Consider the following 25,145-nt stretch of genomic DNA (forward strand, 5'->3'; position numbering starts at 1 on the left):
GAATCATTTTATACAAAGTCGACTTTTAAATTAAACAAAACAGCCTAACCTTTGTCTGATGTTAGGCTGTTTTTGATAGGTTCTAAACGAGTGGATCACAAAGAAAGTTGTTAAGGTTAAGTGTACAGTCTTTTCCTGTATCATAAGAACGGTTTCCAAGTAGCTGTGAAAAGGAGGTATCTGGTTTTCTTCCCGTTTCCCAATACTCCAAAATATTAGGTAAAATGTGTTTTCCTTCAAGAAGAGCATTTTCCCATAAATCCCAGAAACTTTCATGGTGCACTTCATCTGCTATCGCTGGATGATTCCAAGAGGTTTGATTTAGATTAAGAAAATCTTTAGAAGGAATATTTTTTGTATGTCGAAAGGGAGCAATCATGCCAAATGTAAAGATGAGTTTGAATCCATAGGGATCAAAAAAGAGTTGAAATGCTTTTTTCATATCTTGGTAAGCAGCGTCATAGATGTTGATTTCTACTTCTTTCGCTAACGTTGGATAAAATTTTTGGACAATTTTGTGGAATGATTCTGTTAGATTTTGTGGAAAATGTCCGATATCAATTTCAGGGGTTAGTGAAGTAGACCATGTTTCTAATTGGCTGATTTTCATGGCAATGATCGTATCCATGATGACTTCTAACTTTTGATGTTTAAACCGCTTATATCCAGCGCGATAATGAATATATGGGTGTGTCGAAGAATCTAATATATAATGCGTTAAAAATCCGGCTACATATTCACGTAAATCAGGATGTTTTTTGGCTGCTTCAATTAATTCAATCAAAACGGGTCCACAGGATTGGGTATGAAATAAATTGCCGAGCTCCTGACTTGGAGTTTTTCTTGTCAATTGCCAAAAGCGATGAAAGAAGAAAAAGTCTGGACCTTGACAGCCAAGCTGAAATAACGGCTTATTATTCGGCTGAGGAAGAATCGAAAGACGAATCAGTTCTCGACCAAAAATAATATGAGTCCATGCGTAGGGCAAAGTAAGATTTCTCCTTTCTTATTCTTAATAAAAATATATCATGAAAACAGTGAGTTTGATGATGATTTGGATATACTTTATTTAGTTGGTTTGACAGTAGATATGTATGAAGTGGTAGAATGGTTAAGTAAATAGGGACAGTTACAAGCCCAGACAGAAATGGTTCCTATAGATATACATAGCTTGTTGTTTTTGTCCGATTTTTTATAAACCAGACCAAGCGTAAAGCTAAATATTTTGTCATTAGTTAGTGGAGGAATAACGATGAGCCAAATACAGTGGTTAGAAGAAGTATATAAACGAAAAGATTTGATGTTAGAGGAATTAGTCAAGTTTTTAGGAATAGAGAGTGTACTTGATGATTCCACAGCAAGTATTCGTGCACCGTTTGGAGAGAAGATCGGTGAAGCTCTAGAATTTATGCTGGCTCTTGGTGAGAAAGATGGCTTTCGCACGCGAAATGTAGATGGATATGCAGGACATATCGAGTATGGTCAAGGAGAAGAGCTGGTGGGTGTTCTAGCCCATGTTGATGTGGTGCCTGCTGGTGATGGCTGGACTTCTCACCCATTTGACCCTGCCATTCGTGATGGAAAGTTATATGCGCGTGGGGCGATTGATGATAAAGGGCCAGGGATGGGTGCTTACTTTGCCCTCCGTATTATTAAAGAACTAGGCTTACCTGTATCCAAAAGGATTCGCCTGATTTTAGGATGTGACGAAGAGTCTTATTGGCGTTGTATGAAATATTATTTTGAACATGAAGAAATGCCAGGGATGGGTTTTACACCTGATGCCGATTTCCCATTAATTATTGCTGAAAAGGGCTTTCTAGACTTTAAGATTTTCGGTGAATCGGATCAACCCCGTTTAAAAGGTTATGAATGGGTTCTCGATGAATTTGAAGCGGGTCAGCGTGTGAATATGGTTCCTGACTATGCGATGGCAAAGTTAACAGGATCTGGTGACGTATTTGATCTGAAGATGCAAGTACAGGAATTTTTAATGAATCGTGGCATTCAAGGCTTTGCTGAAGAAGCAGATGATTATCTGAAAATCGTGATCAAAGGACAATCCCATCATGGCTCAGAACCAGATAAAGGGTTAAATGCTGCATTAGAACTAGCTCGCTTCTTACAAAGTGTAGAGTTGGATGTTGAAGGGGCACGCTATATTCAAATGATCAATGATCTACTTGTCGATAGCTTTTTTGGAGAAAAATTGGGGATTGCTCAAGAAGACGATCGCGTTGGTAAATTAACAGTCAATGCAGGTGTATTCCAATATAAACACCGTGAGGATCATTATATTCGTGTCAATGTGCGTTACCCAATCGCAGGAGATAGCAATGAGATTTTAACCGAAATTGAAGAAAAAACTGCAAACTATGGTATGAAGGTAACTGATATCGATCATAAACCAGCCCACTTCTGTGATCCGAATCATCCACTCATTAAAACATTATCCCGTGTGTATGAAGAGCAAACCGGAGAAAAAGCAGAGCTGCTCGCCATCGGTGGTGGAACTTACGCCCGAACATTGGATACAGGAGTCGCTTTTGGGCCAACTTTTCCTGGAAAGCCAGAAACAGCACATCAAAAAGATGAATTTATTGAACTAGAAGACCTCTTTAAAGCTACAGCCATTTATGCACAAGCGATTTATGAATTAGCGAAGTAAGATATAAGGTTTTGTAGGTAGAAAAAATGTGTGAGCCTAGAAGGTACTTAAGCCCCTTTTGATTCACACTTGTATTATGTCTAATCGCCCTCAATTCCTAATCTTCAGAAATTTATTCTTACAATCGTCTTAGTAATATATTGGAGATTTGATTGATGTATTTGGAGCATAACCTTTTTTGCATGTATAGTAGGGAGACCGTCTGATTCTACTAATTGACAGATCAGTTCGACTCCCCTTATTCATTTTTTAATACATCTTTTGGACATTCTTTTCTTAAAAAGTTTGCTGGTCCAGAGGTAATCTATGTAGAGAGCCGCTCTATGCGCAAAAAGCAAGCGACACCAAAACTTAAAGGTATGGGTGTCGCTTGCTTCTATGATGAAGGTTGATATTGATGGTGAAACAGTTTGTAAATAAAAGAGGATTGATCTTTAAATGTATTGGGTAAGGGGCGGATGATTTGGATCGGAACTTTATACTTGAGCAAAACACGATGAATAGTTATAAACTCTGATCTTTTATATAGGGGGGAGTTAAGGTGATTCAAATCAACGGTTGATCCGTCCCTAAAGTACAGAATATAACGTAACCGTAGATCATCACTCGTCTGGGTAGGAATCTGTTTGACTTCATAATCGAGCACTAACTTTTCAATTTGTTTCCATTCTTTAAGGGGTTCTCCTTCAACTGAGAAAAAGGAGTTATATTGAATGCCTTTTGTAGTTACTAAAAGGTAGTTATCAAATGATAAAAGGACAAGAGGGCTGGTTATTAAATAGAACACGACAAATATATAGAATTTCCTTTTAAGTCGCTCTGCTTGTTGCCGCAAAGCGAAAAATGAGAAGATAAAATAAAATAGAAGGACTAAAAATAGAAATAAAAAAATGTAAGAGCCGACGGTCCCCATGATATATACTTGATCAGGCTCGGAATGACTTTTTTGCTGTAGAAAGATAAAGCCGATCCAACCAATCAATGCTAAAAGGAATATCAAACAACCTTTCACAAGAAGACGTAAAAAGTTAGCCCATTTACTTGGTTGGAAGGGGTGTGTTTTTCTTAATTCCAGCATATCGAACTTCCTTTATTATTGTGGGATTAAGGAACGAAGATATTGCATGACGTTTTTTAGTTTTTGGATAAAGAGATGGATCTCTTCTTCGCTTGTTTCTTTACCAAAGGTAATTCGTAAACTTTGATAAGCGATCTCTTCTCCCTTCTCCATAGCTAAGAGTACATGAGAAGCTTGATGTTTTCCAGCACTACAAGCGGAGCCACTCGAAACATAGATTTGTTCACGATTGAGCTCTAGTAAAATCGCTTGTCCTTCTACTTGATGAAAGCTCAGGTTAAGATTATTGGGCAAGCGTTCGGTAGGATGGCCGTTTAAAGTAACCTGGCCAATTTCATTTTGAATACGGCTTAAGCATAGATTTCGAAGTTGAATAAGCCGTTTTTGTTCTTCAACTACCTCATGTTGACTCAAAACAGCAGCAACCCCAAAACCTACGATAGCAGGTGTATTTAAGGTACTCGGACGTAAATGACGTTCTTGTCCGCCACCGTGTAAAAGTGGTTCGATTCTTACGCCTTTGCGAATATATAAAGCACCAATTCCTTTTGGACCTGCAATTTTATGGCTACCGATCGATAAGAGATCAACACCCAATTCATCAACAGTAAAAGGAACTTTACCAAAGTATTGAACTGCATCTGTATGAAATAAAGCATGGGTTTGTTTAAGTAACTGTCCAATTTTTTGAATCGGCTGAATCGTCCCTACTTCGTTATTGGCAGCCATAATACTTACCAAGATCGTATCTTCTCTAAGGGCTTGCTTTACATCTTCGATACGAACTTGGCCGAATGAATCAACGGGTAAATAAGTAACATGAAACCCGTCGCGTTCTAGATAGCGGCACGCTTCTAAAACGGAAGGATGTTCAATTTTTGTGGTAATCACATGATTTCCTAAGTGAGATTCACGACTTTTTCGTGCTGCACCGATAATGGCTAGATTGTTGGCTTCCGTTCCACTACTTGTAAAAATAACCTCCCGTGGCGATGTAGCCCCAAGTGCACGAGCAATTTGTTTTCGTGCATGGGTAATCGCATCATAAGCACGTTGCCCCATATCATGAATACTACCTGGATTTCCAAATTCATTTTGAAAATAAGGTAGCATGGCTTCTAGTACTTCCGAACGTACAGGGCTAGTTGCTCCATAATCAAGATAAAGAGGTTTCATCGATATGCACTCCTCTATATTTCGCTTCTTTTTACTATTTACTATTATAGCGGAAAGAGATAAAAGATAAGGATGAAATTTGTCGTAATCACCAAGAGAATGTTTTTACACGTTCTATATTAGCGTAGTGATAGGTGATACAACCTCATTAGTTATTTGGGTACAATATATAATATTACGAAAATTTAATAAATAATAGAAGGTTATTAAGTGAAAAATTCCTAGTTGACATTACTCATTTTCCTGAGAAAATAAAACTGAGACAAATTGTTAAGAATTTGTGAAAGGATTTCTGAAATGACACAAATCGAAACGGATTTTGTTGTAGTAGGGAGTGGGATAGCGGGTTTGATGACCGCATTATCTCTTCAAGAGTCGGGGGATGTTCTTGTTATATCGAAGGCTCGTTATGAAGAAAGTAATTCTTTTCGTGCTCAAGGTGGTATCGCAGCAGCGATCGGTGAGGGGGATTCTCCAGAGCTACACAGAGAAGATACACTTCGGACCGGTGTAGATTTATGCGACCCAACTTCTGTAGAGGTCATGGTTCATATGGCTCCACGTACGATTCAATTATTGGCAGAATGGGGAACGCCGTTTGATCAGACGAATGGGCATTATTCACTGGGACGAGAAGGATCACATAGTGTGTCACGTATTTTACATGTAGCTGGTGATCAGACAGGTGCTGGAATTACTGCATCTTTATTGGAACGCGCTAAGCAATCAGATCAAATTGATCTAATTACACATACCATGGTTGCGGATCTCCTTATCGAGCAAGGACAATGCAGAGGAGTAAAAACATTTGACCTTAAAGGAAAGCCAACCATTATTCTAGCAAGAAAAGGAGTTGTACTAGCAACAGGTGGATGTGGCCAACTTTATCGTTATACGACCAATGATCTTGTCGTGACTGGAGATGGATTTGCGATGGCTCACCGAGCTGGCGCAGCGTTAACAGATATGGAATTTGTTCAGTTTCACCCTACTGCTCTCGCCGTCGAACAGAATCCAATGTTTTTGATTTCAGAAGCCGTTCGAGGAGACGGAGCAATTTTGGTCAATGATCATGAGGAAGCTTTTATGGAGAAGTATCACGAATGGAAGGATTTAGCTCCTCGTGATGTCGTTTCACGTGCTATTTATCGTGAGACACAGGCAGGACGACAAGTTTTCTTGGATGCGACACAGATTCAAGCCAATTTTTCAGATCGTTTTCCGAAAATCTTTCGAGAGTGTTTGAAACATGGGATTGATCCAAGAAAAGATCTGATTCCCGTAACACCAGCTGCCCATTTTATCATGGGAGGAATTCGAACAGACTTGGAAGGACAAACCACGGTTCCACGACTTTTTGCTTGTGGTGAAGTAGCTTGTACAGGTGTGCATGGTGCTAATCGTCTAGCTAGCAATTCTTTGCTCGAAGGAGCAGTCTTTGCACAACGGGTGGCGAATAAGCTGGCTTCACTGAGTCCACAAAAGAGTGATCTCTTAACATTCGATTATCCCGATTTGTGTATGGATAAGCAAAAAGAGGAGACATGGAAAGCACAAATTCGAGAGATTATGTGGAATCATGCTGGAATTGTTCGTACTTTGAGCAGTTTATTAGCAGGGTTAAAGCAACTTAAACAGTTGGAAGAAGAGATACCTTTAGGATTTATTGAATGTCATAATATGTTAACTACTGCACAAATCATGATCAAATCGGCTTGTTGGCGTCAAGAGAGTCGTGGCGGACATTATCGTTTTGATTATCCTGAAACTGTGACAGAGTGGTCGAGAAAACATTATGTGATATAGGAGTAATGAAAATGAATGGGATACGGGTTAGAAAGATTATTCGTGAAGCATTGAACGAGGATATTGGAAATGGTGATTTAACAACGGAATCGCTGGTTCCAGCGAATCATCGTAGTCAAGCACTTTTTATCGCTAAACAATCAGGTGTTATTGCTGGTTTGCCTGTTATTCAATTAGTTTTTGAAGAGTTAGATACAAATTGTAAACTAGACTACCTGATCGAAGAAGGAGAAGAAGTTGAACGTGGAACGGCAATTGCACGAATTACGGGCTCTACCCGTGCTATTTTGACAGGAGAAAGAGTCGCCCTCAATTTAATTCAGCGGATGTCGGGTATAGCGACGATAACAAGACAAGTAGTAAAACAGCTTGAAGGATTAGAGTGCCGTGTTTTAGATACTCGGAAAACGACACCTGGGTTACGCATTTTAGAGAAATATGCAGTCCGAATTGGTGGAGGTACCAATCATCGTTATGGATTAAGCCATGGTGTGATGCTAAAAGATAATCATATTGCAATGGCGGGTAGTTTAGCCAAAGCTGTTGAAATGGTACGGAGTCGGGTAGGTCATATGGTGCAAGTGGAGGTAGAAGCAGATACACTGGCACAAGTCGAAGAGGCACTTACTTTAGAAGTAGATGCGATCTTGCTAGATAATATGGATATTCCTACTTTGAAACAAGCGATTCAGCTTATTGATGGGAAAGTATGGACAGAAGCTTCTGGTGGGATCACACCCGAAACAGTTCGAGGAATAGCAGAAACTGGTGTAGATGCTGTGTCGCTGGGTTGGCTTACTCATTCAGCCAAGGCGTTAGATATCGGGTTAGATTTTGAACAAGAAATGAGGAATGAATAGATGGCACTGGAATCGTTAGCTCCCATTCAAGATTTGTTACCTGAAGCATATCGGAATTTATCTAGTCAGGAGTTAGATGAACGCATAAATAAAGCGAAAGCAACCTTAGGTAAAGATTTGGTGATATTGGGACATCACTATCAACGGGATGATGTGATTCAATATGCCGACTTTCGAGGAGATTCTTTAAAGCTAGCTCGCTTTGGTGCTGATCAAAAAGAGGCGAATTATATTATTTTCTGTGGTGTTCATTTTATGGCAGAGACGGCAGATACATTGGCCGCGGATCATCAAAAGGTCATTCTGCCAGACTTGAAGGCAGGTTGTTCCATGGCTGATATGGCAGAAATTGATGAAGTAGAAGAGGCGTGGGAAGTATTACAAAAACAGTTTGGAGATACGATTATCCCTGTGACCTATGTAAACTCTTCTGCTGCAATTAAGGCTTTTGTCGGTCGTCACGGTGGAACAACTTGTACTTCATCCAATGCGCATGGAGTTTTAACTTGGGCTTTCCAACAAAAGAAGCGTATTTTATTCTTACCTGATCAACATTTGGGGAGAAATACCGCTTATCAAATGGGGATCCCACTTGAGCAAATGGTTGTCTGGAGCCCACAAGCAGCCGATTTCGAAGAAGTTAAAGGTTCGTTCGATAATGTAAAGATGATTTTATGGAAAGGGCATTGCTCAGTACACCAAAAGTTTACGGCTGCACAGATTGAGCAAGTACGTAAGCGTGATCCCGAAATGAAGGTAATTGTACATCCAGAGTGTTCATTTGATGTGGTGCAACAAGCTGACTTTAATGGCTCAACTGAATATATTATCAAAACGATTGCTGCTGCTCCGGCTGGAAGTAAATGGGCTGTGGGTACAGAAGTAAACCTAGTCCAACGTTTGGCCAATGAATATCCTGAAAAAAAGATCATTTTACTAAGTACAACCATGTGCCCTTGCTTAACAATGAATCGAATTGATCGTCCACACCTGCTGTGGGCACTGGACAGCATTATTCAAGGAGATCCGATTAATATTATCCGTGTAGATGAGGAGACGGCATATTGGTCTAAAGTAGCATTAGATCGGATGCTTGTGATTAAATAATAAAGAATCCCGACAGACAGTCGGGATTCTTAGTATCCGATGAAAGAATTACCACGCCAAATTAGGTTGCTTTTTCCCCGATGAATCCAGACAGGTGTCCCGCTAGGAATCACACGAAAAAGACGAATCACATCATGATTATTCATGCGAATACATCCATTAGTAGAATTCCATCCGATGGAAGCAGCATTGTTATTTCCATGAATTCCATAAATGGAGCCGTGATTGCCATAGATGCGAAGACCAAGCCAACGTGGACCGAGTGGGTTTGCTGGAATCCCACCCGGTATATGTCGCCAGCTGGGCTGTACGACTTTACGGACAATCAAATAAGTACCTGATGGTGTAGGTGATGAATACTTACCAGTCGCTACTTGATAAGTTCGAATTACCTGACCATTTTGATACAAATACATGATGTTGGTACGTTTATTTACTTCAATTTGGTATATTGGTTTTGATTTTTTTATTGCTGCTAGTGTAGACGTAGGAAAAAGCAAAATAAGTGCTAAAGCCAAGGAGATCAAAAAAACAAGAGGATGAATTCGAAGCTTTTGAATCATAAACTTCACCCTTTCGCATTGTTCTGACTCCCCTGATATTAGGAATCGTGAAGGTCGAGAAGGTTTCTTAGTTGTAGACCTATTCCCTGATGAGACTTCTCTTTGGGTAGTGATTTCGTTAATCTTATCATCATGTAATTTTCCAAATATTTCAAAGGGTATTTTATTGTTAAAAAGTTCTCAATCGATCTTTAGCTTGTCAAGTAAGCTACTCTTTACTAGAATAAAGCGAAAGAAACTTCATAAAGAAAAGAGGAATAGAATATGTATCAAATGATTTTATTTGATGTAGATGGCGTTTTTCTCAGTGAGGAAAGGTGCTTTGACTCTACAGCATTAACTGTTTGGGAAATGTTATATGCTCCTCATTTTTTAGGGCTTGCTCCTGAAGAGTTTATAGTTAATCCTGATGATGAAAAGATCATTCAAATTAGAAATGAAGTTCTGCAGTCGAATCAGATACTAGATTGGCTTAAAACACGTGGTGTTAATTCAAATTGGGATATGGCTTATATGGTATTTTCCGCCCAATTGCTTCTCATCCTAAAAGAAGTTTTCCAAAATCATAAAGAAGCTGTGCAAGACTTGTTGCAAAAGGAATTTACTCTAGAATCATTTGCTAGGCTCAAACAAATGATTCAAAAAGATCCTATCTCTTTTTCTCCAAAATTTGATTCCTTTATCTCTTTATTTCAAAACCAAATGAATATTGACAAACATGATTTACTTACTTACTGGAATCAACTGGCAGAAAAATGGTTTGGGGTTTCTGTACAGCAATTTTCACGGAATAGTTCACTATGGGAGATTGGAAGATCAGTTTTTCAAGCGTGGTATCTAGGAGACCAGCTATTTCTGGAAATTGAACAAAAAGAGCCTCATATTTTAGGAAAAAAAGGATTTTTAAATCAAGAAATACCACTGGCTGATCCATTGGAGATCCGGAAGGTGCTATTTCAATTACAAGACCTAGGAATCACTTTAGGGATTGGAACAGGTAGAACTGAAATAGAAACGGTGATCCCATTGACACAGCTAGGGTTTTATTCATGTTTTGATCCGCAGCGAGTCGTTACGGCTACTCAGGTAATCGAAGCAGAAGAAGCATATCCAAGTAAGGCTCCATTAGGAAAACCAGAACCTTTTACTTATATGAAAGGGTATGTTGGACGTGAAATAGATGATGAAGAATGTATCTCATTCAACCTTCCGATCCCTGAAGGCTCTCAAGTACTGATTGTAGGAGATTCGGTAGCTGACTTTATCGCTGCTCGAAAAATGGGTTGTCACTTTGCTGCAACGCTAACAGGACTAACAGGTCAAGCAGCTCGAACGAAATTTGAGGAGTTAGGAGCCGATTATATTTTAGATGATGTCACCAAAATAATGGAAATTTTTAAGTAAAGATACTTTGGGATTAAGGCTATGCATGTGAAAACGGTCAATAACTGATGATGAAACTAACTGAGTAAAAATAAAACATTTTCTAAACAAATAAGTTGACTAAAGTAAGGTATTTTTAGCATAATAAAATAAAGGGATTAAATTAGATAGTTTACATAGGAGGGTTTACCATGGCTAAATATGAATTGCCAGCATTACCTTATGCAAAAGACGCTTTGGAACCACACTTTGATGCGTTAACAATGGAAATTCACCATGATCGCCATCATGCTACTTATGTTAATAATTTAAATGCAGCTTTAGAGGGGCAAGAAGCTTTAGCTGCGAAGTCCATTGAAGATTTAATCTCCGATTTAAATGCAGTACCTGAAAGCATTCGTACAGCTGTCCGTAATAATGGTGGTGGACATGCTAACCATACGTTATTCTGGGAAATTCTAAGCCCAAATGGTGGTGGAGAGCCGACAGGAGAACTCGCAACCGCAATTAATGAAACTTTTGGTAGCTTTGATAAGTTTAAAGAATTATTTGCTGATGCTGCTGTTAAGCGTTTTGGTAGCGGTTGGGCATGGCTTGTTGTAAAAGACGGAAAACTTGCCGTAACTAGCACCGCAAACCAAGATAACCCTCTTATGGAAGGTGCTAAACCAGTTCTTGGTTTGGATGTATGGGAGCACGCATATTACCTTAAATATCAAAATAAACGTCCAGACTACATTAAAGCTTTCTGGAATGTAGTAAACTGGGAAGAAGTAAATAAACGTTATCTACAAGCTCGCTAATCCTTAAACATATAAAGTTTTAACCTTAAAAGCTCACCCTAAAAGAGGTGAGCTTTTTTATTGAGTGGTTTTCAAATTCATGCATGAAAAAAGTGGAAAGGAAGCAATATATAGATAGGTGAGAGAGCATGTGGGAAAAAATGATCGAATATATTCCTTCCTTGGATACTTTATTCGGAGCCATTGTTGTATTTATCGTTCCTTATGGTATTTCAAAGTTTTTTGAGTGGATTCGTTCATAAAAAAGAGGTGTACTTTTGAGAAAGGGAAAGATTAAAAAGTTAGAAACGAAACCAATTCGTAATAAAGAAAAAGAGCAAAAGAAAATAGAGCAGTCTAGTGAAGTTAAACCGACTGAAAAAACACTTCCACCTCAAGAACACCCAGATCAAATAAAAGACAAGCTCGCCGATAATTTGAAGTGGATTCAAAAAGAGATTGGTAATAATGCTGATATCAGTATTCGTGAGTTTGAAATTGGAAAAACAGGAGTATCAGCGGCTATTATTTTTATTGAAGCACTGTCTAATCAACTTGTAATCCAGCAGCAAATTTTAAAACCACTTATGATTGATTTTGCAAATGTCTATCCAAATCAAAAACAACTATCGAGTACGGAGTTAAAACAGAAGATTGAAAATAATATCTTGGCTGTTAGCAAAATTCAAGAAATAAAACGATTGAGCGACCTATATTATCAAGTACTAAAAGGAGCAACTGCTCTATGTATTGATGGCGTACCCATTGCTCTATTATTAAATACACAAAATGAAAAGAAACGAAATATTGAAGAGCCGATAACAGAAGCATTAGTACGTGGACCCCGAATCGGTCTTACCGAGCATATCGGCGATAATGCAGCTATCTTACGTCAGCGATTATCAGATAATAATTTAATTTTCTTGGAGTATAAGGTGGGGAAGCGTACGCAAAAGACATTATATCTGGCCTATATCAAAGATCTTGTAAATCCAGAATTACTTTCTGAAGTAAAAAAACGGATTGAGAAAATCGAGATCGATGACCTACCTGAATCAGGGTATGTAGAAGAGCTAATCAAAGACAATTATTTATCACCATTTCCCCAAGTACAAAATACAGAACGACCTGATCGGGTGGTAGGAGCTTTGTTAGAAGGAAGAGTTGCTATTCTGTTGGATGGAACACCTTTTGTTTTGATTGTACCTGTTACTTTTTCGATGATGTTACAGTCTCCTGAAGATTATTATGAAAACTGGATTTTTGGTACAGTCATTAGAGCTCTTCGTTATGCGGCTGCTTTTGTGTCTCTTTTTTTGCCGTCTATTTATATCTCGTTTATTTCTTTCCATCAAGGACTAATTCCTACAACACTAGCTATTTCGATTGCTGGCACGCGAGAAGGTGTTCCTTTTCCTTCTTTTATTGAAGCGTTTTTAATGGAATTTGCAATTGAAGTACTACGAGAAGCAGGACTTCGATTACCGAGACCAGTAGGGCAGACGGTAGGGCTGGTAGGTGGATTGGTTATTGGACAGGCAGCAGTTCAGGCAGGGATTGTAAGCCCCATTATGGTCATCGTTGTTGCACTTACAGCGATTTCCTCCTTTGCTATCCCTCAGTATGGAGCAGGATTAGTGCTACGTCTATTACGTTTTGGTGGGATGATTTTGGCAAGTCTTTTTGGATTGTTTGGGGTTATTTTGTTTTTTCTAATCCTTAGCATCCACTTTGTAAAATTAAAGAGCTTTGGTGTTCCTTATGCTGCTCCATTTGTGCCATATCGACTCAGTGACTTTAAAGATATTATTTACCGTGCGCCTATTTTACAAATGAAAAAGCGGCCTAAAATGATGCAAGTTCAGAATCCTAAGCGAAAAGGTAGTGGATCATAAACTAGATAGGGTGCTGTTTATGGAATTCTATTTGAAATAAAGAGGGAGAATGTATGAGACAGAAATGTTTATGGGTGTCATGTATACTTTTCGTTTTTTCTCTAAGTATAGTAGGCTGTTGGGATTATAAAGATATTGAGGATTATCGGTTTACATTGGGAGAAGCATTCGATTTAAAAGAGGATACAGATATAGATCAAACACGAGAAGAGCCACAGATTATATTTACTTATCAAGAAGTTATTCCTAAACTGATAGCACAACAGTCTTCGGAACAACTCCCCTACCAAAATGCTTCTTTTACAGGTCGCTCAATTTATGAAGTAGCGATTAATCAAGTACAAAAACAAACTCTTCCGCCAAAAACAGAGCATATCAAAGTCATTATTTTTGGAGAAAAATTAGCTAGCACCATGAATCTCTTCCAATTATTTGATAATTATTCGAGCTAGTTGTGTTGTACTTATTGCTAAAGGTCAAGCCAAAGATATTTTTGAAATAAAGGTAGATAATGAGATTCCTGTCAATCATCTGCTCGATGTTGCTAATAATCAAGATAAAGATAGAGGTACCTTATCTGAAGTAACATTACAGAAAATGTTGGATCATTTTGCTTCAGAGGAAAGCTTTCTAGTACAAAGTGTAATGTTAGATGGAAAGAAAGTGAAGTTTGAGGAAGCAGCTATTATTGATGGGAAAAAGAAGAAGCTTATCGGTTTTCTAAATGATAAAGAGCTTGAGGGGTTATCGTGGTTTTTTGCTAAAGAAAAAGGAGGGACTGTTGTAAGTAGAGATCCCAAAACGAATCAGATGGTTGTATTTAGTGTAAAAAAATTGGAGAGAGAGATTCAACCAAAGATGCAAGGAAAACGAATTTCCTTTGATGTCAAGCTTAAAGTAATTGGTCAGATTGAAGAAGATCGAAGATACCCCAAGCAAAACTTCGAGTTATCATCGATTCAACAAGCTGAAAAGGCAGTTGCCGCTGAAATTAAAAAGAAAATGATGACGTCCCTATCTACTTTGCAATCAAAATATAAAACGGATGTGATTCAATTTGGAACTGCTATGCGAATTCAATATCCAAGACAGTGGCAACAATTGAAACAAAGATGGGAAGAAGAGTTTAGCCAAGCATCTGTAAACTATGATATCAAAGTAGATATTCGTAATTATGGAACGATTGGTGGTCGTAAACAGAAATCGGATTCATAATTGCTTTGAGCGTTTGCTAAGCAGGCAGCTAAATAATAGGTAAGGGAGTGAACCAATCGTGCTGCCTCGTTCAAAAGATCAGCTAACTCCCACACAAGTTGCAGTCATCGTTTGTTCTTATCTCTTGGGATCAGGAACTTTATCTTTGCCAAGAGTGGTAACAAGTGAAGTAGGTACCCCAGATGGTTGGTTATCGGTTCTGATTGCAGGCTTTTTGTTTATGTGGTTGGGATATATCATGGCCAAGCTAGGTGCTTATTTTCCTGGGAAAACCATTTATGAATTTGGCGAAGAAATTGTCGGGAAATGGCTAGGGTTACTTATTAGCATATTTATAATTGTTTACTTTTTATCAGAGCTAGCTTTCGAAACAAGAATGTTAGTCGAAATTACGAAAACCTATCTGTTGGAGAATACACCTAGAGAGGTAACACTTGCTTTATTTTTGTTCATTGTAGTGTATATTGTGGTGGGAGGTATTCATCCGATCGCACGACTATTTGGGATTTTTTTACCCATCACGATTATTGTTTTGGTATTCATTTTATTATTAGGACTGAAATTATTTGATATCAATCAGTTGCGTCCATTCATGGGACAGGGGATTATACCTGTTATTAAGGGGATATTGCCTTCAACTCGTGTCTATTTAGGAATTGAAGGTATTTTGATTATTTCAGCTTTTACACAGAATGGAAAGCCATTCAAAAAGGCTGTGCTAGCAGGGATTGCCTTACCAATGCTTCTTTATGTGATGGTTATGATTATTGTCATGGGAAGCTTGTCAGTAGAAGGAGTATCTATTCGTATTTTTCCAACGATCGACTTCATTCGATCATATGAAATAGAAGGATTGCTGTTTGAGCGATTTGAAACGCTGTTATTAACTATATGGATTTTACAGATATTTACTGTGATTGTATCTGTTTTTTATGTCTTGGTTACTGGTCTCGCTTGTATATTTCATAAGAGAGAGCATGCTTTTATCTATGGAATACTTCCTGTAATTTACATATTGTCATTGATCCCTAGAAATATGAATGAGGTTTCATTATGGGGAGATTGGAATAACCAGTATTTTTTGATGTTATGTGGTATCTCTTTTATTTTGTTGCTTATTCAGAAGATAAGGGAAAAAAGGTAAGAATGAATGAAGATAGAACTTTGGGTTCAAAAAGGTAGTTCATAAATAAGGGAGGAAACCAGTCATGCTACCGCCTACAGAAGAAAAGCTAGCAACTATCCACATCGCATCATTTATTAGCTCAAGTCTTTTGGGCGCAGGCTTATTATCTCTACCAAGAAACGTAGGTGAAAAGGTAGGTACTCCAGATGGCTGGGTTTCTGTTTTGATTACGGGTTTATTATTTATGTTGATCGTGTATGTGATGGGTAAGTTATGTGCTTTTTATCCTGGGGAAACCATATATCAATATAGTGAAAAAATCGTAGGGAAAGGGTTAGGTTGGATCTTTAATTTATTTATCACTTTTTATTTTTTGATCCAAGCCGGGATCTTAGTAAGGTTAATGAGTGAAGTAACAAAAATGTATCTCTTATTTGATACTCCTATTCAGATCACGATTGGGCTATTTTTAATGGTTGTGATTTATCTTGTATTTGGAGGGATTTATCCGATCGCCAGCTTGTTTTTATTTATTTTACCGATTACGATGGTTATCCTAATCATCGTTCTGTTTTTAAGCTTAAAGACTTTTGATATCAAGCAATTACGGCCTGTTTTAGGATTAGGCATCATGCCTATTTTTAAGGGAATTATACCGAGCACTCCTGTTTATGCTGGGATCGAAGTTATACTTATCATTTCGGCATCGATGAAGGACGTTCAGCGAGCAGGTCGCGCAAGTGTTGCTGGACTCATTATCCCCATTTTGGTTTATACGATGGTCATGGTAGTAGTAGTCGGAAGTTTATCTATAGCAGGAATCAGCCATTATCTATGGCCTACATTGGATATGATTCGTTCTTTCGAGATTCGTGGTTTGATCTTTCAACGATTTGAAACGCTCTTTTTAGCCATCTGGTTGCTACAAATATTTGTTACGATTGTTATCGTTTTTTATGGAGTAGTCTTAGGTTTGTCGCAAACGTTTGGTAAAAAAATAAATGGTTTTATATTCGGGATGTTACCTGTGGTTTATGTTCTTTCTTTAATTCCTAAAAATGTAAATGAAGTGATGAAATGGTCGGATTTTGTTAATACCCTGTCTTTGATCCTTTACGGTATAACGTTTTTACTCCTACTACTAACGATTGTAATACGAAAAAAGAGCAGGAGAAATATTTATTTAGAATCAAGCGAAATGGAAAAAATGATGAATGAAGATGTTTCATTACGGTAGAAACTTTTAATTGAGAGGTTGCGTTTTAAATCAATTGTTCCAAAAAGAGATCAGCTGTATGTTAAGTTGATACAACGCTTTTTGAGACGATTGAAACAATGAAGGAGGTTTTTATTTTGCCTAGACGAAGAAAGCGTCGCTTACTTGTTCCAGAGGCTGAGCCCAAAATGGAAAAGTTGCAAATGAAGTTACTCAATGAATCGATGGGGATACATGCCTCAAATAGGGAAGAAATGAAAGTAGAGGTAGCGAAACAGTTAGGTATTCCTTATAATCAACAGGGAAATAAGGAAATGAAAGCAAAAGATGCTGGTAAAATGGGTGGCGCGATGGGAGGGCAGCTTGTCAAGGAATTAGTTCAGATGTCACTCGAATCTTTATCACGTAAACATTAAGCGGTATGAAGTAAAAATGAAAAAGAATTGATTCAAAATTTATTGCAGAAAATGCAGTATAATGGGGATAGAAATCCACAAGGGAGGGAACTGGAAAATGGAAAGAGTCTTACTGCTTTCCATGGGGTTTGGAACTGGCCATAATATGGTAGCAAATACACTCTCTAATGAGTTTCGCTTAAAGCCCAATGTGGAAGCAGAGACCCTGGACCTGTTGCAGTTGATCCCTAAGAAGTTTCATCCTCTCTTGCAGTCAGGTTATCAAGGTATGCTAACAAAATTCCCCTTTTTTTATCACTATTTATACGACTGGACTTATCAATCACGTATTTTTCGTTATGTTTCTAGTGAGTTTATTGAAAAAATGGGTTGGACAATTCGTAAGAAAATTAATCAAGTGTTAGAAGATATACAACCAACACGTATTGTTACAACCCATCCCTTTGCTTTATTAATGTTACCTGCTAAATGGGAAGAAATTCCAAGTATTGGTGTGGTCACTGATTATGAACTTCATCCGATTTGGTTTGGACGAGTACCCGATATTTTATGTGTCCCCAAACAACTGCTAAGCTGCGATGAATTAGAGAGATTAATGTGGAAAGCAGGGGTACAAGTGATTGAAACAGGTATCCCTGTAAAGGCGGATTATTATGAATTTATGCCCCGTGCCGAGGCGCGTAAACAACTATCATTAGACTTACACCGACCTGTCGTACTTGTGATGGGAGGGGGAATGGGGTTAGGCCCATTAGAACAATTTGTTGATGAACTGATTCCACTTACTCATCTACAGTTTGTCATCTTAACAGGAACTAATCATAACTTATATGAACGATTAAAAGAGCGAAAGTATGGAGAGCACATTCGAATTGAACCTTTTCGTTCAGATATTCCTGTTTGGATGTCAGCTGCTGACTTATTGGTTACAAAGCCAGGGGGAGTAACGATTAGTGAAGCGATTGCGAAACAGTTACCCATGTTTTTATTTGAGGCTTTTCCTGGGCAAGAACAGGCAAATCAAAGGTATTTACTATATCATCGTATTGCTGTGGAAACAACTCCTGATACGATACGTAGCCAAATTGAATCTTTCTTTTCGCTAAAATTGGATCATGCATTATCACCGAAGCAGTATACAAAGCTTATGTCACCGAATGCGGCCCGAAAGATTACGGATGCAGCATGTCACGTTAATTCTTCACAAGTACATATTTTATAGAGAGATAAGGGAGGGATTGAAGGTGAAGCTGGTTACTTACACGGTTGATATAGAAAACTGGCAGCTGCAAAGTGATCAGACGGCAGGTGCTCGACTTGGCTGGGTGCAAGATCAATATGTAGTGGATGTGGTGCTTGCTCAGAAATGGGTAAGTGAAAATAAGAAAATGAGCTTTCCACATCTTTTACCTTCTGATTTAATGACTTTGCTTGAGAGAGGGGCAAATGAGCATAAGCTTTTGCAAAAAGTAGTAGAACATGTTGATACGGAGAGAATTTCAAAACTGAAGGTTGAAGGGGAATGGATCGCGCTACCCCTTAAAGAAGTGACCTTGTTTTCTCCTTTGCCTAGACCACGAAGCTTTCGCGACTTTTATGCATTTGAACAGCATGTAAGGACTTGTAGAGCAGGGCGTGGACTGAAGATGGTACCAGAATGGTATGAGATTCCCGTTTTTTACTTTTCTAACCATCATGCTATTAAGGGACCGAATAAACCAGTAAAAAAACCGGATTATACAGCTTGCCTTGATTTTGAACTAGAAGTAGCATGTATTATTGGTAAATACGGTAAAAATATTGTCGCAAGTCATGCCCGAGAATATATAGCAGGTTTATGTATTTTGAACGACTGGAGCGCGAGAGATGTACAGATGAAAGAAGTAAAAGTAGGGCTAGGACCTGCCAAAGGCAAAGACTTCGCTACATCACTGGGTCCTTATCTTGTAACCTTAGATGAGTTAGAGGATCGACGAATTGGAGATCATTGGGATCTGAACATGTCTGCAAAAGTGAATGGAAAAGTGGTGTCCCAAGGGAATTTAAAAGATTTATATTGGTCATTTGCACAAATGATCGAACGTGCTTCAGATGAGTGTGCGCTATTCCCCGGAGATGTGATCGGCTCTGGAACCGTCGGAACAGGCTGTATTTTAGAGCTGGGGACAGAGGTACAACCTTGGCTGATGCCAGGAGATGTCGTTGAATTAGAAGTAGAACGTTTAGGACTTTTACGAAATGTTATTCAATAAAGCAGCATATAATCGACTTATCTTTTTCCAATGAATAGATTTTTGCTCATATAAAACCTTGAACAATAAGCGAAAACACCTTCTTTAAGTGAGGAGGTGTTTTTTTATGGTAAAAAAAGAGTTAATTAGTCACTATATAATATTTAATCTATTTTTTACTTTCTATTAAGCTGATATTAAGAGTAAACATTTAATATAAAAATAGGTTTTTCGATCAAGTATTACCATGTAATTTTAACTGTTTTGTGAAATAGGTTTATTTTTGTATGAATGTGTGAATGTTAATGATAGAGAGGTGCGAATTATTTTTTAGTCTATTTGAAAAATATATAAATAATTCCAATTGTTTCTGTTAAGGGGTTGTTCTCTATGAGATATATTTTCCGTATAGCTAAACCCAAAGACAAACCATTATTAAAAGAGTTTCTATTTTTAGCGTTTCAAGACACGCAAGAAATAGATTCATCATCAGAAGAAATAGAGTCCATGACGGCAAGATATTTGGAAAATTGGGGACAGGAAGGTGACCTTGGTTTTATAATTGAATCACTTGAAGAAGAAAAGCCAGTAGCCGCTGCTTGGTTTCGTCAGTTTTCGGAGGAACTACCGGGCTATGGCTTTGTGGATAAGCAGATCCCTGAGGTTTCGATTGCGGTATTACCCGAATATCGGCGAGCTGGATTAGGACGAGACTTATTGATGCGACTGATTGATCAAGCGAAGATGGAGGGATACCCTGGTCTTTCCCTCTCTGTAAATAAGGCAAGCGCAACACGTAAGTTTTATGAGCGTTTAGAGTTTAAACGAGTACGTGAAGCGGGCAATCTGGAAGTCCTGAAACGTGCTTTGTAGTGTAAAATTAAAATAAATGATTATATCGAAGAAGGAAAATAGGGATTATGCTATATCATTCAACACCAAATGACTTGAGTAACTGCAGTGATTGCTCAAGTCATTTGGCTTTTAGGAAATACTTTGTGAATATTTACTATTCTATTCTAATTATTCTCCTCTCTTTTAAATCTTGCGATTCACTTCATCTGTCCTTCTTTCATTTTATTTCTTTTTTCTCTCTATCTATTTTCACGAGAATTTGCTAGTTGAGGGTAGTAGCTTCCTATGATAGGATAGCTGTATTCTTGCTACAACGATGGTGATAAACTGGATGAATCTATTCTTATTTTGATGGATGATAGGGGGCTAATAGTTTGGTAAAGCAAGAAAAGCTAGAAAGGTTGTTTCAAGAGGCTAACTTACCTCAAGAATGGTTGTCCACCCACTTTAAAGGGGCATGGATTCAAAAAGTTTTGGTTAACCCCAAACAATATTCGTGGCTCATCCATCTACACTTTCCTGAACCGATTCCAGCTGAGATATGGTATGACTTCCAAGTTCGAATCAAGCAACATTTCCGACCAATTCAGGTTTTGATGCAGTTTCAGTATGATCGAGTTGAACATGAGGTTGTACTCCAGAAATATAAGTATTTGATACAAAAACAAATTCAAGAAAATGTGGCTCCAGCGATTTCAACTTGGTTTGGTCAAGCCCAGTGGCAAGTGAACGACTCGGGGATCGAGATTATCTTCCCGAATCCCACCGTGTTACAGTTTGCCAGACAGCGCCAATTAGATCGTTATGTAACAAGGTATTACAAGTGGATCACCAGTCATGAGTTGCCTGTCCACTTTTCTTGTAAATCGAAGGTTGATAGTGAGAAAGAGTTTGAAGCCTTTCAAGAGAAAAAAGCGAAGCAAGAAAAAGCCCTTGTTGAGCAAATGATAATAGAGCAAGCGGAAGCAGCAAGCCAAGCGGCTCAAGCTGAAGCAGAAGAGCAAGCTGTAATAGCGAAAAGAATAGGTTATGCGATTCAAGAAGAACCTGTACCTATTTCACAAATAACAGAAGAAGAAAAACGAATCACCGTTAAGGGAAAAGTGTTTAAAAGTGAAGTGCGTGAACTAAAAAGTGGGCGACAACTTTTAACTTTTAATCTTACAGATTATACAAGTGCGATTTCCTGTAAAATCTTTGCCAGAGATAAAGAGCAAGCTGCTGTTTTTTCATTAATTAAAGACGGTGATTGGCTCAAAGTTCGTGGCTCGGTGCAATTTGATACATTTGCACGTGATTTAGTATTGATGGTTAATGATTTGATCGAGATTGTTCCCGAAGAAAGACAAGATACAGCTTCCGAAAAGCGGATTGAACTACATTCGCACACATCGATGTCAGCAATGGATGGTGTTGTCGATGTCAAACATTTGATCAAACGAGCTGCCAAATGGGGACATCCAGCGATTGCTATTACCGACCATGGAGTTGCTCAAGCTTATCCAGACGCATACAAAGTAGCCAAAGATGAGGGGATTAAAATTTTATTTGGCATGGAAGCCAATATTGTAGATGATGGCGTTCCAATTGTAATTAATTCAGAAAAACGGAAACTATTGGATGACACTTACGTTGTGTTTGACGTGGAAACAACAGGATTATCGGCCGTCCACGATGTCATTATCGAGCTAGCCGCTGTCAAAATACAAAATGGTGAAATTATTGATCGCTTTTCTGAATTTGCTAATCCCCATCGACCTTTAGCACAGCATATTATCGAGCTTACGCATATCACAGATGCTATGGTCAAAGATGCACCCGAGATTGATGATGTGATCACCCGATTTCTGACATTTATCGAAGGTTGTACACTGGTTGCACACAACGCACGGTTTGATATGGGCTTTTTGCAAGAAGCGGTGAAACGATTAGGACAAGAACCTGTAAAAAATCCAGTACTGGATACATTAGAGCTAGCTCGCTTTCTATTCCCGACGATGAAAAACCATCGCCTCAATACGTTAGCTGACCGGTTAGGAGTTAACCTAGAACAACATCACCGGGCGATCTACGATGCTGAAGCAACAGGTTATGTTTTATGGAAAATGCTTCTTGAAGCGATAGAGAAAAAAGAAGTTCACTATTTACATGAATTAAATGAACATACAGGAGATCGGGATTTAAGCCGTTTGCGACCGTTCCATGCCATCGTCTTGGTCAAAAATTCTGTAGGTATGAAGAACTTATATAAGCTGATTTCGATGTCTCATTTGAACTATTTTTATCGGGTACCCCGCATTCCAAGGAGTCAACTTGTCAATCATCGAGAAGGTTTAATTATTGGTTCGGGCTGTGAAAAAGGCGAGCTTTATGAGGCTGCATTAAATAAATCTTCTTCTGAAGTAGAGACAGTAGCAGAGTTTTATGACTATCTCGAAATTCAACCGGTTGAGGTTAATATGCACTTGGTTGAGAAAGGACTGGTTGAAAGCCCTGATCGTCTGCGGGAGGCAAATCGTTTATTAGTTGAAATTGGAGAGAAACTTGGAAAGCCAGTTGTGGCCACATCGAATGCGCATTATCTAGATAAGCATGATGCTATCTACCGAGATATTTTGGTACAGTACCAAAGTGGTTTTCGCAACCCATCTTCTTTACCTCAAGCCTATTTTCGGACGACAGATGAGATGTTGGATGAATTCTCTTATTTAGGAGAAGAAAAGGCGAAAGAAGTGGTCATTCATGCACCACAGATGATTGCAGACCAAATCGAAGATGATATTCAACCTTTCCCTGATGGATTGTCTACTCCAGTCATTGAGGGAGCCAATGAAGAATTACAAGAAATGTGTTATAAGAAAGCACATGATTGGTATGGAAATCCACTTCCCGAAGTGGTACAGAAACGATTGGATCGTGAGTTAGGAAGCATTATTAAACATGGGTTTGCGGTCATCTATTTGATCTCACAGCGCTTGGTTACAAAGTCACTTTCTGATGGATACTTGGTTGGTTCTCGTGGATCAGTAGGCTCATCTTTTGTAGCGACGATGAGTGATATTACAGAAGTAAATCCTCTGGCACCCCATTGGCGTTGTCCAAAGTGTAAGCATAGTGAGTTTATTTTGGATGGCTCTTATGATTCCGGATTTGATTTGCCGGATAAAGAGTGTCCAGACTGTCATACCTTGATGATTAAAGATGGACATGATATTCCTTTCGAAACGTTCCTTGGTTTTGAAGCGGATAAAGTTCCAGATATTGATCTCAATTTTGGTTCGGATTATCAAGCACGAGCTCATGCTTATACAGAGGAATTGTTTGGACAGGATTATATTTATCGTGCGGGAACTATTTCGAAAGTCAAAGAAAAAACAGCTTATGGATTTGTTAAGAAGTATGAAGAGAAGATGAATCTTCATTTGCGCCAAGCGGAAATCGATCGACTTGTGCAAGGATGTACAGGGGTAAAACGAACAACTGGACAACATCCGGGTGGTCTGATGGTTATCCCTCAGTATAAAGAAGTATTTGATTTTACTCCTGTACAGCGTCCAGCAGATGATATGAAATCGGAAACACGGACTACACACTTTGACTATAACTCGATTAGTGGGCGGATTTTGAAACTGGATATTTTAGGTCACCAAGACCCCACAACCATTCGGATGTTACAAGATTTAACGAACATTGACCCCAAAGAGATTCCGATGGATGATCCCGAAGTGATGAAAATATTTAGTGGAACGGAATCCTTAGGTGTAACCCCTGAAGAAATCGGCGGTGTAAAAACGGGTACACTAGGTATTCCTGAGTTTGGTACACAGTTTGTCCGGCAAATGTTAGAAGATACCAAACCCAAAACATTTTCAGAGTTAGTACGAATCTCCGGTTTATCACATGGTACCGATGTATGGTTAGGAAATGCTCAAGAACTTATTCGTTCTGGGATTTGTACCTTATCTGAAGCGATTTGTACGAGGGATGATATCATGCGTTATTTGCTTCTCAAAGGGGTTCCACCAAAAAGTTCGTTTAAAATCATGGAGAAAGTGCGAAAAGGAAAGGGACTTACCGACGAAGAAGCCGATTTGTTACGGCAACATGATGTACCAGAATGGTATATTGGCTCATGTCGGAAAATCGCATATATGTTTCCAAAGGCACACGCCGTCGCATATGTCATGATGGCTGTTCGGATTGCTTGGTTTAAAGTTCATCATCCGATTGCTTATTATGCTACCTATTTTTATCGTCTATTGAGTGACTTTGATGGTGAAGTGGTACTCAAAGGTCCTGAGCATATCAAACGATTAATTAAAGAGATTGTAGAAAAAGGAAATGCAGCGACACCAAAAGAAAAAGGACTTCTAACTGTACTGGAGTCGGTATTGGAGTTTTACGCACGAGGCTTCACCTTTAAGCAAGTAGACTTATATAAATCGCATGCTAAACAATTTGTGATTGATGGAGATAGCTTAATTCTACCATTTGCTTCGATTGCTGGCGTAGGAGAAAGTGCCGCGATCAATATGATGGAAGCTCGGAAGAATGGAGAATTTTTATCTATCGATGATCTTCAATCTCGGACTAAGGTATCGAGTACAGTGATAGAGCTTTTAAAAAACATGGGTTGCTTGGATGGACTCCCTCAAAGTAATCAACTGGCTTTATTTTAAAAATGATATAACGAAATAGGTTTCTCTTGCTATATTGCGAGAGAAACCTATTTTTTTAGATGTAACATTTACTGTTTTATTATCCTTTG

The 25,145-nt window shown here is 38.5% G+C and carries 20 protein-coding genes; 16 read left to right on the plus strand and 4 right to left on the minus strand.

Annotated elements, in window-relative coordinates:
* Positions 1–82: 82 nt before the first annotated feature.
* Positions 83–988 (minus strand): zinc dependent phospholipase C family protein, encoded by a 906-nt coding sequence (locus tag DL897_RS05720; protein ID WP_113658191.1) that lies wholly within the window; start codon positions 986–988, stop codon positions 83–85.
* A gap of 264 nt (positions 989–1,252) precedes the next feature.
* Between DL897_RS05720 and pepV the strand changes: the two genes are divergently transcribed.
* Positions 1,253–2,668, plus strand: a complete 1,416-nt coding sequence (gene pepV / locus DL897_RS05725; protein ID WP_113658192.1) for a dipeptidase PepV — start codon at positions 1,253–1,255, stop codon at positions 2,666–2,668.
* Between the two features lie 376 nt (positions 2,669–3,044).
* Here pepV and DL897_RS05730 read toward each other — a convergent pair whose 3' ends face one another.
* Together DL897_RS05730 and DL897_RS05735 are read right to left on the minus strand one after the other, a co-directional pair.
* Positions 3,045–3,746 (minus strand): hypothetical protein, encoded by a 702-nt coding sequence (locus tag DL897_RS05730; protein ID WP_113658193.1) that lies wholly within the window; start codon positions 3,744–3,746, stop codon positions 3,045–3,047.
* Positions 3,747–3,761: 15 nt separating this feature from the next.
* Positions 3,762–4,922: a cysteine desulfurase family protein gene (locus tag DL897_RS05735; RefSeq protein ID WP_113658194.1), complete on the minus strand. Its 1,161-nt coding sequence runs from the start codon at positions 4,920–4,922 to the stop codon at positions 3,762–3,764.
* A 297-nt stretch (positions 4,923–5,219) separates the two neighbouring features.
* Here DL897_RS05735 and DL897_RS05740 point away from each other — a divergent pair, with 297 nt between their 5' ends.
* From DL897_RS05740 to nadA, 3 genes are read left to right on the plus strand one after another with little or no spacing between them, the layout of a single operon-like run.
* Positions 5,220–6,728 (plus strand): L-aspartate oxidase, encoded by a 1,509-nt coding sequence (locus DL897_RS05740; protein ID WP_113658195.1) that lies wholly within the window; start codon positions 5,220–5,222, stop codon positions 6,726–6,728.
* A gap of 5 nt (positions 6,729–6,733) precedes the next feature.
* Positions 6,734–7,588, plus strand: a complete 855-nt coding sequence (gene nadC, locus DL897_RS05745; RefSeq protein ID WP_420824113.1) for a carboxylating nicotinate-nucleotide diphosphorylase — start codon at positions 6,734–6,736, stop codon at positions 7,586–7,588.
* On the plus strand, positions 7,589–8,695 hold the full coding sequence (gene nadA / locus DL897_RS05750; protein ID WP_113658197.1) for a quinolinate synthase NadA: 1,107 nt from the start codon (positions 7,589–7,591) through the stop codon (positions 8,693–8,695). It abuts the gene before it with no gap.
* Between the two features lie 29 nt (positions 8,696–8,724).
* Here nadA and DL897_RS05755 read toward each other — a convergent pair whose 3' ends face one another.
* Positions 8,725–9,258, minus strand: coding sequence for a L,D-transpeptidase (locus tag DL897_RS05755; protein WP_240627283.1), 534 nt, complete (start codon positions 9,256–9,258; stop codon positions 8,725–8,727).
* Between the two features lie 264 nt (positions 9,259–9,522).
* On the opposite strand from DL897_RS05755, the gene DL897_RS05760 reads away from it, so the two are divergent.
* The 12 genes from DL897_RS05760 (at position 9,523) to DL897_RS05815 (ending at position 25,056) form a co-directional block, all read left to right on the plus strand.
* Positions 9,523–10,662: an HAD family hydrolase gene (locus DL897_RS05760; protein ID WP_113658198.1), complete on the plus strand. Its 1,140-nt coding sequence runs from the start codon at positions 9,523–9,525 to the stop codon at positions 10,660–10,662.
* Between the two features lie 170 nt (positions 10,663–10,832).
* Positions 10,833–11,444, plus strand: a complete 612-nt coding sequence (locus DL897_RS05765) for a superoxide dismutase (RefSeq protein ID WP_113658199.1) — start codon at positions 10,833–10,835, stop codon at positions 11,442–11,444.
* Positions 11,445–11,701: 257 nt separating this feature from the next.
* Entirely contained in the window at positions 11,702–13,318 is a 1,617-nt protein-coding gene (locus tag DL897_RS05770) for a spore germination protein (RefSeq protein ID WP_240627284.1), read from the plus strand.
* 53 nt (positions 13,319–13,371) lie between these two features.
* Entirely contained in the window at positions 13,372–13,770 is a 399-nt protein-coding gene (locus DL897_RS05775; RefSeq protein ID WP_113658200.1) for a Ger(x)C family spore germination protein, read from the plus strand.
* Entirely contained in the window at positions 13,751–14,533 is a 783-nt protein-coding gene (locus DL897_RS05780; RefSeq protein ID WP_168188660.1) for a Ger(x)C family spore germination protein, read from the plus strand. Before DL897_RS05775 ends, DL897_RS05780 begins: the two co-directional genes overlap by 20 nt.
* 58 nt (positions 14,534–14,591) lie before the next feature.
* A complete protein-coding gene (locus tag DL897_RS05785) occupies positions 14,592–15,677 on the plus strand; it encodes a GerAB/ArcD/ProY family transporter (protein ID WP_168188661.1) in 1,086 nt (361 codons plus the stop codon).
* A 64-nt stretch (positions 15,678–15,741) separates the two neighbouring features.
* Complete coding sequence (locus DL897_RS05790; RefSeq protein WP_113658203.1) at positions 15,742–16,896, plus strand: GerAB/ArcD/ProY family transporter; 1,155 nt, start codon at positions 15,742–15,744, stop codon at positions 16,894–16,896.
* Between the two features lie 116 nt (positions 16,897–17,012).
* Positions 17,013–17,291 (plus strand): small, acid-soluble spore protein, alpha/beta type, encoded by a 279-nt coding sequence (locus tag DL897_RS05795; protein ID WP_168188662.1) that lies wholly within the window; start codon positions 17,013–17,015, stop codon positions 17,289–17,291.
* A 97-nt stretch (positions 17,292–17,388) separates the two neighbouring features.
* Positions 17,389–18,513, plus strand: coding sequence for an MGDG synthase family glycosyltransferase (locus tag DL897_RS05800; RefSeq protein WP_168188663.1), 1,125 nt, complete (start codon positions 17,389–17,391; stop codon positions 18,511–18,513).
* 22 nt (positions 18,514–18,535) lie between these two features.
* On the plus strand, positions 18,536–19,543 hold the full coding sequence (locus DL897_RS05805) for a fumarylacetoacetate hydrolase family protein (RefSeq protein WP_240627285.1): 1,008 nt from the start codon (positions 18,536–18,538) through the stop codon (positions 19,541–19,543).
* A gap of 369 nt (positions 19,544–19,912) precedes the next feature.
* Complete coding sequence (locus DL897_RS05810; RefSeq protein ID WP_113658206.1) at positions 19,913–20,395, plus strand: GNAT family N-acetyltransferase; 483 nt, start codon at positions 19,913–19,915, stop codon at positions 20,393–20,395.
* A gap of 356 nt (positions 20,396–20,751) precedes the next feature.
* Positions 20,752–25,056 carry a PolC-type DNA polymerase III gene (locus DL897_RS05815; RefSeq protein WP_113658207.1) on the plus strand — a complete coding sequence of 1,435 codons (4,305 nt, stop codon included), beginning with the start codon at positions 20,752–20,754 and terminating at the stop codon, positions 25,054–25,056.
* Positions 25,057–25,145: the final 89 nt, after the last annotated feature.

It is taken from the genome of Thermoflavimicrobium daqui (genome assembly GCF_003313465.1).
In the GTDB taxonomy this organism is placed as follows: domain Bacteria; phylum Bacillota; class Bacilli; order Thermoactinomycetales; family Thermoactinomycetaceae; genus Thermoflavimicrobium; species Thermoflavimicrobium daqui.

Coding starts and splice junctions, on each gene's coding strand:
- nadC (WP_420824113.1), top strand. CDS start 6,734: ATGAAAATGAATGGGATACGGGTTAGAAAGATTATTCGTGAAGCATTG.
- DL897_RS05800 (WP_168188663.1), top strand. CDS start 17,389: ATGGAAAGAGTCTTACTGCTTTCCATGGGGTTTGGAACTGGCCATAAT.
- DL897_RS05755 (WP_240627283.1), bottom strand. CDS start 9,258: ATGATTCAAAAGCTTCGAATTCATCCTCTTGTTTTTTTGATCTCCTTG.
- nadA (WP_113658197.1), top strand. CDS start 7,589: ATGGCACTGGAATCGTTAGCTCCCATTCAAGATTTGTTACCTGAAGCA.
- DL897_RS05735 (WP_113658194.1), bottom strand. CDS start 4,922: ATGAAACCTCTTTATCTTGATTATGGAGCAACTAGCCCTGTACGTTCG.
- DL897_RS05760 (WP_113658198.1), top strand. CDS start 9,523: ATGTATCAAATGATTTTATTTGATGTAGATGGCGTTTTTCTCAGTGAG.
- DL897_RS05765 (WP_113658199.1), top strand. CDS start 10,833: ATGGCTAAATATGAATTGCCAGCATTACCTTATGCAAAAGACGCTTTG.
- DL897_RS05740 (WP_113658195.1), top strand. CDS start 5,220: ATGACACAAATCGAAACGGATTTTGTTGTAGTAGGGAGTGGGATAGCG.
- DL897_RS05730 (WP_113658193.1), bottom strand. CDS start 3,746: ATGCTGGAATTAAGAAAAACACACCCCTTCCAACCAAGTAAATGGGCT.
- DL897_RS05790 (WP_113658203.1), top strand. CDS start 15,742: ATGCTACCGCCTACAGAAGAAAAGCTAGCAACTATCCACATCGCATCA.
- DL897_RS05810 (WP_113658206.1), top strand. CDS start 19,913: ATGAGATATATTTTCCGTATAGCTAAACCCAAAGACAAACCATTATTA.
- DL897_RS05775 (WP_113658200.1), top strand. CDS start 13,372: ATGAGACAGAAATGTTTATGGGTGTCATGTATACTTTTCGTTTTTTCT.
- pepV (WP_113658192.1), top strand. CDS start 1,253: ATGAGCCAAATACAGTGGTTAGAAGAAGTATATAAACGAAAAGATTTG.